10 protein-coding genes are annotated in these 12,213 nt (G+C 29.8%); 6 read left to right on the top strand and 4 right to left on the bottom strand.

Going from position 1 to position 12,213, the window contains the following annotated elements:
• Positions 1 to 5: 5 nt before the first annotated feature.
• A complete protein-coding gene (locus ACH2BP_RS04015; RefSeq protein ID WP_395057249.1) occupies positions 6 to 2,222 on the top strand; it encodes an ATP-binding protein in 2,217 nt (738 codons plus the stop codon).
• 28 nt (positions 2,223 to 2,250) lie between these two features.
• Here the strand turns inward: ACH2BP_RS04015 and ACH2BP_RS04010 are convergent, their stop codons facing one another.
• The 3 genes from ACH2BP_RS04010 to ACH2BP_RS04000 are packed head-to-tail and all read right to left on the bottom strand — an operon-like array spanning position 2,251 to position 5,635.
• Positions 2,251 to 3,417 (bottom strand): DUF1501 domain-containing protein, encoded by a 1,167-nt coding sequence (locus ACH2BP_RS04010; RefSeq protein ID WP_395057247.1) that lies wholly within the window; start codon positions 3,415 to 3,417, stop codon positions 2,251 to 2,253.
• A 10-nt stretch (positions 3,418 to 3,427) separates the two neighbouring features.
• Positions 3,428 to 4,816: a DUF1800 domain-containing protein gene (locus ACH2BP_RS04005; RefSeq protein WP_395057245.1), complete on the bottom strand. Its 1,389-nt coding sequence runs from the start codon at positions 4,814 to 4,816 to the stop codon at positions 3,428 to 3,430.
• Positions 4,817 to 4,828: 12 nt separating this feature from the next.
• Positions 4,829 to 5,635 (bottom strand): hypothetical protein, encoded by an 807-nt coding sequence (locus ACH2BP_RS04000; RefSeq protein ID WP_395057243.1) that lies wholly within the window; start codon positions 5,633 to 5,635, stop codon positions 4,829 to 4,831.
• A 285-nt stretch (positions 5,636 to 5,920) separates the two neighbouring features.
• Here ACH2BP_RS04000 and ACH2BP_RS03995 point away from each other — a divergent pair, with 285 nt between their 5' ends.
• A complete protein-coding gene (locus ACH2BP_RS03995) occupies positions 5,921 to 6,697 on the top strand; it encodes a hypothetical protein (RefSeq protein WP_395057241.1) in 777 nt (258 codons plus the stop codon).
• 860 nt (positions 6,698 to 7,557) lie between these two features.
• Here ACH2BP_RS03995 and htpG read toward each other — a convergent pair.
• Positions 7,558 to 9,456 carry a molecular chaperone HtpG gene (gene htpG, locus ACH2BP_RS03990; protein ID WP_395057239.1) on the bottom strand — a complete coding sequence of 633 codons (1,899 nt, stop codon included), beginning with the start codon at positions 9,454 to 9,456 and terminating at the stop codon, positions 7,558 to 7,560.
• 170 nt (positions 9,457 to 9,626) lie between these two features.
• Between htpG and ACH2BP_RS03985 the strand changes: the two genes are divergently transcribed.
• The 4 genes from ACH2BP_RS03985 to ACH2BP_RS03970 all read left to right on the top strand — a co-directional run.
• The gene (locus tag ACH2BP_RS03985) at positions 9,627 to 10,106 is read left to right on the top strand and encodes a lipocalin family protein (RefSeq protein WP_395057237.1); all 480 of its coding nucleotides are present in this window, start codon (positions 9,627 to 9,629) and stop codon (positions 10,104 to 10,106) included.
• An 11-nt stretch (positions 10,107 to 10,117) separates the two neighbouring features.
• Positions 10,118 to 10,813: an OmpA family protein gene (locus ACH2BP_RS03980; protein ID WP_395057235.1), complete on the top strand. Its 696-nt coding sequence runs from the start codon at positions 10,118 to 10,120 to the stop codon at positions 10,811 to 10,813.
• Between the two features lie 154 nt (positions 10,814 to 10,967).
• Positions 10,968 to 11,639: a TetR family transcriptional regulator C-terminal domain-containing protein gene (locus tag ACH2BP_RS03975; RefSeq protein WP_395057233.1), complete on the top strand. Its 672-nt coding sequence runs from the start codon at positions 10,968 to 10,970 to the stop codon at positions 11,637 to 11,639.
• A gap of 2 nt (positions 11,640 to 11,641) precedes the next feature.
• A partial coding sequence (locus ACH2BP_RS03970) for an AarF/UbiB family protein (RefSeq protein WP_395057231.1) occupies positions 11,642 to 12,213 on the top strand: 572 nt, incomplete at its 3' end.

Here is a 12,213-nt window from a genome sequence, read left to right as displayed (position 1 = left end):
ACTTTATGAATATTAACGTTTTGTCAGAAAAAAATAAAGTAATTCAGCTTTTAGAGGATTCCTATTCTGGTAGAATTAATAATTTACCTAAAAGTATTGAAACTGCCGAAATTGCACTTCAAATTAGTAGAAATATAGGTGATAAATCATTAATAGGAAAAAGTTTGAATCAGCTTTCTTTGTATTTTATGATTATTAGTGATTTTGATCAATCTAACAAAAAATCCGAAGAAGCAATTGTATATTTTACTCAATTAAATGATGATATAGGAATTGCAGATGCAAAATATAATATAGGAAGTGTTTACTACAAAACCAATAATTATCATGCAGGACTAGTTTATCTTATAGATGCACTTAAATTATATAAAAAGAACAATGATTTATACAATCAATCTAAAGTAGAGAAAGCAATTGGAACCATTTATGAATATATTGGGGATTCTTATAATGCATTCAAATCATACAAAAGTTCAATCAAAGTTGCAAAGAAAATAGGAGAATACAACTTAGAATCAAATGTTTACAATAATCTTTCTGGGTTGTTATTAAAAAGGGAAAAAACAAAAATCGCAATGAACATGATAGAATATTCTATTATGTTAAAGAGAAAAACAAACGACATTCGTGGTTATGCATTTGCAATTTATGGTAGAGGAAAAATTTATTTAAAAAATGATGATTTAGAAAATGCTGAATCAGATTTTTTAGAAGCTGTTGTTACTCATAGAAAAATGGGGGAAAACATGGGTGCAGCTATGTGCTTAAACAAGCTAGGTGTTTTATATTTAAAATTAGATTTGTATGATAAAGCTCAAGAAAAAGCTCAAGAAGGATTAGAATTAACTATCCGTCACAATATGTCGATGATAAAAATTAAAAATTATCATTTGTTATATTTAATTTTTAAAAAAAGTAATGACAATATAAAATCCCTGGAATATTTAGAATGTTATCTAAAAGAGAAAGAATCTGTTATAAATACTCAAACACTCAAAGTAATAGAAAACTATGATTTAATTAATAAGATGAATGTCTTAGAAAGTGAAGCATTACTCCAAAAAGAGAAACAAATTGCTATCGAAAAAAAGAATAGAGACGAAGAAGAGTCGGTAAGATTAAAACAAGAATTTCTTTCTATTATGAGTCATGAGATTCGTACTCCGCTAAATGCAATAACAACAATAGTATCTATACTTGACAATCAGATTAATGGTGAAAGTAAAAAACTATTAAAAAGTTTACAATTTGCTTCAGACAACTTGATAAGCATAGTAAATGATATTCTCGATTTTACTAAGTTAGATTCTAATAAAGCAAAATTAGAAAAGCATAATATCAATCTTTCGCAATTATGTGATAATATATTAAATCTTCATTCAGGATTAGCAAACAATAAAAATTTAAATTTAAACCTAATAACAAACCTAAAATCAGATCAAAATTATCTTTTAGACAAAACAAAACTATCACAAATACTTAGTAATCTGATTAGCAATGCAATAAAATTCACAGATTATGGCAAAGTAGATTTTATAGTTGAATTGTTAAAAGAAGAAAATGAATTTGATACAATAATATTTAAAGTAATAGATACTGGAGAAGGAATTTCAGAAAGTGATATGTTAGAGATTTTTGTTAGTTTCTCCCAAATTAAACCAATAATGACCAGAAAACAAGGCGGAACAGGTCTTGGGTTAGCTATCGTAAAAAAATTAGTCGAATTGCATAATAGTGAAATTAGAGTAAAAAGCAAAGAAAAAGTAGGATCCGAATTTTATTTTGAAATTAAAATCAGAAAGGTTTCTCAAGAAATAATTACTACAAAAACTAATGCCTATCAACTGAAAGATAAGATAGCATTACTTGCCGAGGATACTCCGATGAATGCTTTGCTTATGAAAAAATTATTGTCTAATTGGGGTGTAATTACAGATCATGCTAAAAATGGAAAAGAAGCTTTTGAATTGGCAAAACAAAAAAAATATGATTTTATCTTAATGGATATTCACATGCCAGAGATGAACGGTTTCGAAGCTACAACGCTTATTCGATCTAACAAAAATCTAAATAATAATACACCTATTTTTGCAGTCACGGCTGATGTAATGACAAAAGAAGATAAAGAAAATGCACATTTATTTAATGGAATTCTTTGGAAACCTTTAGAAATAGAAAAATTATTTTCAGCTCTAACAAAAGAAGTAGAAGTAAAAGAATAATCATTGACACTTTTTGGGATATTACCTTTTAAAACAAACCTTCCGTTTTTTTATTTTGAATCCCAATTTTTGTTGCATCAAAATTTAATTTGTTTTGTAATAATGAGGCGTATACACTTCTAAAATCTGTTTCATGTTTTAAATCTCCATTATCTAAATCAGAAAGATTAGGATTATTTCCCATCACTTTTCCTTTATTGCTTCCGCCAATAATAAACATAGGAGCAGCAGTTCCGTGATCGGTTCCTTTTCCATTGTCTTTTACACGGCGACCAAACTCAGAAAAAACCACAATAGTTACATTTTGCATCAGTTTAGCATTTTTTAAATCAGTATAAAAACTAAAAATTGCATTATTCAATTCAGAGAGTTTGTTATTGTGAATGGCCAATTGATTGTCGTGTGTATCGAATCCTCCGAGGGAAGTATAATACACTTTCGAATTCAAATTTCCTTTTATTAATCTTGCAATCCATTCTAAATTTTTGGACAAACCCGTTTTTGGATAACTCATTTCCGATGTTGATTTTGCTAATGCTTTCTGAATTTCGTCCGAGCCTTCTGTAACCGAATTGGCTATTTTTCGAACAAAATCCAACTGCGGATTAGTCGATAATTGAACTGAATCATCGTTATCTTTATTGGTCTTAAATCTATTCGGATCTTTTACAGTAATAGAATTTGGCTCTTGTCCTTTTAAAGCTAAATTGTCTATCGAATCTAGATTAATTCCCGCTGTTGGCTGATGTTCTTTGCACTGCAAATCTAGATATCGTCCCAGCCAACCATCATCTAAATACTGATTTGAAGCCGAGCCTGTTTGCCAAATTTCCTGACTGCGAAAATGGGAACGAATTGGTTCTGGATAACCCACATTTTGAATCACAGCCAAATCACCGTTTTGTTGCATTGTTGCAAAACTTTTTAGAGCTGGATGAAAAGCCATTCCTCGTGTAGCACTAATTACTTCGTTTTTTGATAAGGCAATCTTAGGACGTAAATCATAATACAAAGGATTCTCGAACGGAACAAATGTATTTAAACCATCATTTCCACCATTTAATTGTACAAAAACCAAACATTGTTCGCCAATAACCAGATTTTGTTGAGAACCAAAAGCAAACAAAAAATCAGGTAATAATAAAGCACCACCAGTAAAAGTTCCTGTAAGTGAGAGAAAGTTTCTTCTGTTCATGATTTTAGTATTAAATTAGTTGGTATTCCGGAGTTTTTACCATGGCATTAAACAAACGTAAAACGGCGTTTTCAGAACCTTCAGTTGTAGCATCGAAATCGTATTTTAGTATTTTTTCGAAATCTTTTTGTGTGTTATCATCGGTTTCAAACAATAAGCGATTTTTTAATTCTTCGATAATTTGTTTGTTGTTCCCTTTTTTATTCCAATCGAGTTTAATGTTTGTTTTCTGGAATAGTATTTCATTGTCTTTTTCTTCTGCTTTAAACATTTTTCTATTAATAGTTCTACCGCTACAAAACAAATCGGCAACATTATTTCGTTGCAAATACACTTGCGAGGTAAGCCACGAATTTCCGCCAATCCAACCTTTTACATTGGGTTGATTAAATAAATCCATTCCTTGTTCTCGAAGAAATAAAACTAATATTTTTGGATTTTCTAATTCGATATGTAATTCTGAAATAAGTTGTAAACTATATTCTAACGGATTTTTTATTTTTGAACCCGCTGTTTTTTTAGTAAATTCTTCCGTAAAAATCTTCATTAACAAAGGTTTGATTTCGAAATTCATTTTCTTAAAATAATCACCATAATAAGTAACTAATTCAGCCGATGGATTGTCGTAAATAAACCATTTCAGTATTTTTTCTGTAATGAAATAGGGAATATTTTTTTGTTCGAAAATAATATCTACTAAATCATCGACTTTAAACTTTCCTATTTTGCCTAAATAAGTTATAGTGTCATTGTCTTCAAAAATAGGACGGTATTGTGCTTCGTTTTCGCCAATTCCCAAACCTGCTAGGGCTTTTGCCCCGTTTTTAATATCACTTTCGGTATAATTCCCGATTCCGAGTGTGAATAATTCTAATAATTCGCGACTTAAATTCTCATTGAGTTTGTCTTTTCGGTTATCTACGTTATCCAAATAACGAACCATAGCATTGCTTTTCAAAACTTTTTTAGTCAATTCTTTAAAATTGCCAAAAGCATTTTCTCGTAACAACTGATTGTGCTGAAAAATCCAATAATTCACCTTCACTTTCTGATATGTAGACACAAAATGATTGTGCCAGAAGCAAGTCATTTTTTCTTGAAGCGGAAACTCATTTGCCATCATTTTTTCAATCCACCACGCTTTCATCTCATTAGAAACTTGCACCTCTTTTTTGAGCATTTCTTTTGCAGCGTCTGGGTCAGATTTTATTTTTTGACGAATTTCCCTTAATTCTGTATACGATTTTGGGCTTTCATCTAAAAAAGTAGGAATTTGAGAATCGTATTTTGCTTGAAAGGATTTTTCTAAAAATTTTTGCAAACCCAAACTCGCAATAGTTTGAGATTGTTGGTTAGAAAACCCCAATCGCAAAGACCAAAGTGTGTTATTGTTCATCATGAGATGTTTAAATTAGCGTCTTCCTCTTCTTGAAACTTTTACTGCTTTTACATTTCCACGTTTGTTTTTGTGAATTACCGTTGTTCCACGACGATTTTTAACAACCAATGTAGATGAATGTCTTTTTGGAGCATATACTTTTCTGGCTACCGCTACACGTCGAACAGCAGTTTTGTGATAATACACTCTATGTGGCGCACATCTTTTATAAAAAACATGGTGGTGATGCGCTTTCCATGGTTTCCACCATTTTGGATAAAATCCCCAACGGTGTGGCGAAGCCCAAACTACATATCTTGGAGCATAAATAAAACGAACACTTGGCCAAAACCAAACATTTACCATGATATTAGTTGTAATAATCTCTGGCATAGCTGGGCCAGATTTAGATTTCTCTATCGATTCTTGAGTGTCAAATGGCTCTACAATAGTGTTTTCAGCATACAATTCGTTATCACCATCTATTTGCAGGGTTGCTTCTTCGTTTCCGGTTTTTTCGATACCAATTGTTGCTATGTCTTGTTTTTCGTTTTCACTCAAATAAGTACTTAAGACAATTACATGTGTATCATTATCTTTAATATCATCTACATTTATATAATCGATGTTGCCATCATTATTCAAATCGAGATTGTTTACGTTGTTGTTTTCCTCGTTAATGAGTTTTTCGAATTCTTCTAATGAATTCGATTTTTTAAAGATGGCTAGAGCGCCTTCTAAACTAAAATTATCTCCACTAAATTCTGGTGAATCATTTCCTTGAGCAAAACCTAATGTAATTCCTAGAAAGACAAATAGGAGAGTGGTTATTTTTTTCATAGTCTTTTAATGTTTATTGATAAGACTATGAAGTTATGAAAAGGTTTAATTTTTTGATATTAAAAAATCTGTAATTCTCGAATATTAGGAATCAATTACAGATTTACTTTTAACTTAGTATTATTAAAATTTAAAACTTTAAGAGAATTACATTTACCACATTTTGGAATTTTGACAATTCATTTTCAATATTATAGTTTTAAAATTCTGAAATAAAAATAAGAAAAATAGTATTATATCGTTTTTTTTTTTTTTGCTTTGTGAAAATTTAAAAACCCAAACTTAATGAAAAAAATTATCCTATTACTAAGTGTTATGACACTTGCTTTTACTTCTTGTTCTAAAAATGAAGACGAACCAGCTATTCCTACTGTAGACCCAAATGGAATTTTATTAAAAAGATCTGTAGAAACAGATAGTAATGGGGCTAATATTGGAGCTGTATTTACTTTGAACTATATTTACAATGGAAATAAGTTAGTTAGAATTAATGACTCTGATGGTGATTATGAAATAATAACCTATACAGGAGATTTAATAACAAAATGGGAATATTTTATTAGTCCAGCAGTTTTAGACCTTACAGTTAATTTTACATATAATGTTAATAATGATTTAATTAAAGCAATTAGCATTAACCATGGAGAGGCTACTACTTATCCTGCAAATTATGTCGGAAAAACTAATTTTACACATAATAGTAATGGTTCAATTTCTTTTCAAGAATATAATGGAAATCTAACAGCTCAAACTACAGCTGTCTCAAATGGTACAATAACTTCAGGAAGTATTGTAACAAATGAAATTAACCCAGCGAGTACCGTAACGGAAACATGTAGTTATGATACTAAAAATCATCCTTTAAAAAATGTTTTGGGTTATAATAAAATTATTTTTAATGATTTCTTTAATAACTCATCAAATAACTTCATATCAATAACTAATTATCAAGGCGATCTAGAAGAGGCAAGTTATACATATAACACAAATAATTTTCCAATTACAGAAATATATAAAATGAATAGTGTGACACAATCTACGACTCAATATTTTTACGAGTAAGTAATAAAAAAAAACTTAAGGAAAAGCCTTTCAGAATATAAATGCTGAAAGGTTTTTTTATGAATAATAGTGAGCTTTTAATCAGGTATATTTATAAAAAAACCTGTAAATTTTGATGATGTTTTAAATACAAGTAAACAAGAATTTAATCCTGTAGGTACAACAGTTTTATTAGAAAGTAAATACGATACACGCAGATTTGGTTTTACTTTAAATTATAAAATCCCTACTAAAAATAAATTAGCTAAAGAAGATCCTAATTTGTTAAATAAAGAGAAAAAAGAAGATAGCGGAATTATTACAAACTAAATAAATAGATGATTTCTGATGATAAAATAAATCAAATATAAACATATTACTTAAAAAAATATATCTACTTTTACTTGTATATTATGTAAGTTTGATATTAATCTTAAAAACAGTAAAATATGTTTAACAAATTTAAAAAATCAGAAATTTTTATTTTAATCGTAGTATTACTTTTAATATTTATTTCCGAATATATTTATTTAGTTCAAGAAAACTTTGAAAAAGCGGTTTTCATAGGATTATGGCCACCAACTATCATAGGGTTTTTAGTTTTTTTTAATTTAAAATTGAAGAAGTAAATGAAAAATTTAGACATTTTAATTTTCACAGCAATTGTAATACTTTGTTTTATTACTTTTTTCATTTCAACTTTCAGAGCTTTTGACCGTATTTCAAAAAGTGAAAATTACGTTTCTGAAAAGAGAGGAATAATTTCAAGATTTCTAGCATATTTAGAAAGTTTGGTTTCAGAATAATTAATTTTATAAAACAAAAAAACCTGCAATTAAATAATAATGAACTCGCAGGTTTTTCATGAAAATGAATCAAGGCTATTTAATCAATTCAAAACTTCTCTTTACAAAAGCAGTTAATTCTTCTCCTTTTAGTAAATTTTGAGACAATTTCGCCAAATCTAAAGCTTGTTTAACCAAGTTTTCTTGTGCCGATTTGTCTTTGTTATTTAAAATGGAAGCAGCTAAATCAGAATTTGTATTTACAACTAAATTGTACATTTCTGGCATATGACTCATGCCAAACACACTACCACCACCAGATTGACTCATTTCTTTCATACGACGCATAAATTCTGGTTGCGTGATGATAAATGGCGAAGCATTACTATCTAAAGCTTCTAGTTGTACTGAATATGCTTTTGGTATAAATGATTCTAATGATGTTTTTAAGCTTTCTTTTTCCTCATCAGATAATTTAGAAATCGCAGTTTCTTCTTTCTTAATCAAATTATCAATATGATCTGAATCGACACGAACAAAAGTAATATCTTGATTATCACCTTCAATTTTCTGAATTAAATGTGAGATGATAGGAGAGTCTAATAATAAAACTTCATAACCTTTGTCTTTTGCAATTTCTATATAAGAATGTTGTGCTTCCTTATTTCCCGCATATAAAACAACTAATTTTCCGTCTTTGTTGGTTTGGTTTGCTGCTAGGTTTTCTTTTAGCTCTTCCAAAGTAAAATATTTACCATCGACCGTTGGATACAAAACAAAAGCACCTGCTTTTTCGTAGAACTTCTCTTCCGAAAGCATTCCGTACTCTAAAACGATTTTTATATCATTCCATTTTTGTTCGAAATCTTCACGGTTTTCTGTAAATAAAGCTTTTAGTTTATCGGCAACTTTACGAGTAATATAGTTTGATATTTTCTTAACAGCGCCATCGGCTTGTAATCCAGAACGAGAAACATTCAACGGGATATCTGGCGAATCTACCACACCACGAAGCATCATCAAAAATTCTGGAACAATTCCTTCTACATTATCGGTTACATAAACCTGATTTTGGTACAACTGAATTTTATCCTTCTGAATTTGTAAATCAGAACCCAATTTCGGAAAATACAAGATTCCAGTTAGGTTAAAAGGATAATCCACATTCAAATGAATATGAAACAAAGGTTCTTCAAACTGCATTGGATAAACCTCACGGTAAAAATCTTTGTAATCGGCATCAGTCAAATCCGTTGGTTGCTTTGTCCAAGCTGGATTCGGATTGTTTATGATATTGTCAACTTCTACTTCTGTAAAAATATTGTCTTTGTCTTCGGGAGCAACTTCTTCTCCTTTTTTCTGTTCGATTTTTTCTGTTCTAGTTCCAAATTTAATCGGAATAGGCATAAATTTATTATACTTATTTAATAAACCTGAGATTTTAGAATCTTCTAAAAACTCTAAAGAATCTTCAGCAATATGTAATATAATTTCAGTTCCGCGAGTAGTTTTGTCAGCTGAGGTTAAAGTGAATTCTGGGCTTCCATCGCAAGTCCAATGTGCAGCTGGTTCATCCTTGTATGATTTTGTAATGATTTCAACTTTTTCCGCAACCATAAAAGCAGAATAAAAGCCCAAACCAAAATGACCAATAATACCTGAATCTTTGGCAGAATCTTTGTATTTGTCTAAAAACTCCTCGGCACCAGAAAAAGCAACTTGGTTGATGTATTTTTCTACTTCATCAGCTGTCATTCCTAGACCTTGGTCTATAATATGAATTTTTTTTCCTTCTTTATCGATTTTTACTTCAATAATAGGATTTCCATATTCTACTTTGGCTTCACCTATACTTGTAAGGTGTTTTAGTTTTAATGTAGCGTCGGTACCGTTAGAAATTAATTCCCGTAAGAAAATTTCATGATCGCTGTATAAGAATTTCTTGATTAAGGGAAAGATGTTTTCTACCGAAACATTAATTTTTCCTGTTGTCATAATATTTAGATTTTTAGTATTAAATTTATATTTTATTTTTTGTCAAATAAAGTGCCAAAACAATAGAAATGACAAATTGACGTAGTCGTAATTTTACAAATAATTAAAAGAATTTCATAATCTTTGTCTGATTATTATTCATAAATTTGTGTTTATTAAATTATCTAAATATGAAAAAATTAATTTTATTTTTTGCATTAGCTTTAGTAGCTAGTTCTTGTAAGACTCCAGCTCCAGCAGCTGCAACAAATGTTGACAGGAAATCTCAAGTGGCTATCAAGGGAAATTGGACAATCGCTTCTGTAACTTATGCAGGTTCAGATATGTTTAAAATTACTTCTTTTGATTTGGCTGACTCAAAATGCTTCGAAGGTAGTACTTGGAAATTTATTTCAAACAATGATTCGGGCGATATGGCTTTAACAAAAGTTAATTGTATGAGTTTTGCTTCAAAAATTAAATGGTATGTAAACAAAGACGGACAATTTGTATTGAAGTTTTTAGCTGAAGGTGTAAAAGCTAAAAAAATGCAGCAAGGTTACATTCTTACGGTTGCAGATCAAACAGCTGAATCATTCAAACTGATTGACAAAATAAATATTGGTGGTAAAATGACAAATATTGTTTATCAATTTAATAAATCAAACTAAAAATTACAACTATGAAAAAATCTATTATATACATATTTACGCTTTCATTCCTTTTAGGAACTGTTTTATCAGGTTGCGAATCAGTAAAAAACACAAATAAAACCCAACGTGGAGCAGCAATTGGCGCTGTTGGAGGTGCAATACTAGGTGGTGTTCTAGGAAACAACATCGGAAAAGGTGGAAATGGTGCTTTGGGTGCTGTTTTAGGCGGTGTTATTGGTGGAGTTGCTGGTGGCGTTATTGGTAACAAAATGGATAAACAAGCTAGAAAGATATCAGAATCTTTGCCTGGTGCAAAAGTAGAAAGAGTAGGAGAAGGAATCAAATTGGTTTTAGGTGAAAACTCAGTGCGTTTTGATACTAACAAATCAACATTGACATCTACTGCAAAAGCAAATCTAGATAAATTAGTGCCTGTTTTTAAGGAATACCCGGATACTGATATTCAAATTTATGGCTATACTGATAGCTCAGGTGCCGATGATTATAACATGACATTATCACAACAAAGAGCTGCTTCTGTAAAAGCATATTTGTCAGGAAAAGGTTTGGCAAGTTCTCGTTTTAATACTTCAGGACTTGGTGAGGCAGATCCTATTGCTTCTAATGAAACATCCGAAGGGAAATCTCAAAACCGTCGTGTGGAATTTGCAATTACTGCAAATGACAAGATGGTAAATGATGCTAAAAAGGAATCAGGAAACTAATTTTTTATAGGAATTTTTTAAAAGCTGTTTCGAGAGAAGCAGTTTTTTTACATTTCATTTTTTGTTTAAATATTTAACATAATTTTTTGTTTAACTTTTTTATTTTATAATTAAACAATAACTATCTTTGTGTAAGATATTTAATCAAATGATTATGGCAACTGCAAAAAAATCGGAATCAAAAAAAGATATAATTGATGATAATAAAATCATTAGTTTATATATGAATGATGTTTTAGAAAACAATCATAATACAAAAAATGTATATGTTTTTTGTAAAAACAACGCAATCGAAGAATCAGATTTTTATTCGTTTTTTGGTTCTCTCGACGCTTTAAAACAATCTATCTGGAATAAGTTTTTTGAAAATACAATTTCAACTCTCGAAAAAGATGAGAATTATGCTAATTATCCAGATAAGAATAAATTATTGTCCTTGTACTTCACATTATTTGAAATATTAACTTTAAACAGAAGTTATGTTGTTTATTCTTTATTAGAAAACAAAGAAGGAATAAAAAACCTAAAAGACTTCAAGGAATTCAGGAATCATTTTAAGGATTTTATTGGTAATATAATAGAAAATAGTAATTCAGGGATTAGCGATAAAGTAACAAAAATCACCAAACCTGTTTTCTCTGAAGGGGCTTGGATTCAGTTTTTATTTATCTTAAAATTTTGGTTAGATGATACATCAAAATCATTTGAAAAAACAGATATTATTATCGAAAAATCTGTGAATACAATTGTCGATTTATTAGATACTAAACCATTAGAAAGTCTATTTGATTTGGGTAAATTTCTTTGGAAAGAAAAAATGATGTAATTATGAAAACCTTAGATAGTATACCTACGACAAAAATTGAACGAGCTAGTCAGCTATTAAAAACAGGAGTAAAAGTAGGTGGAAATTATATATCCTATTACAGCGAAAAAATAGTTAACCCATCATTAAGTAAAGATAAACTTAACGAAAATAATGCCGAAGATATTTATGATGGACTAAAAAATTTGAAAGGAAGTGCGCTCAAAGTTGCTCAAATGCTCAGTATGGACAAAAGCATCACGCCACAGGCATATGTAGATAAATTTTCGCTGTCACAATTTTCGGTACCAGCATTATCAGCACCACTAGTTCGTAAAACATTTAAAAAATATTTAGGAAAATTCCCCGAAGAAATATACGATACTTTTTCTCCCGACTCTGTAAATGCAGCAAGTATTGGTCAAGTACATAAAGCAACAAAAAACGGAAAGAATCTAGCTATAAAAATCCAATATCCAGGAGTAGCTGATAGTATAAGCTCAGATTTAGCACTTGTAAAACCAATTGCGACAAGAATGTTTAATCTTAAAGGTAAAGATTCAGAAAAATACTTTCAGGAAGTTGAAAGCAAACT

This window comes from Flavobacterium sp., from assembly GCF_043756175.1.
Lineage (GTDB): Bacteria > Bacteroidota > Bacteroidia > Flavobacteriales > Flavobacteriaceae > Flavobacterium.
This window is presented reverse-complemented; position numbering and strand designations above follow the sequence as displayed.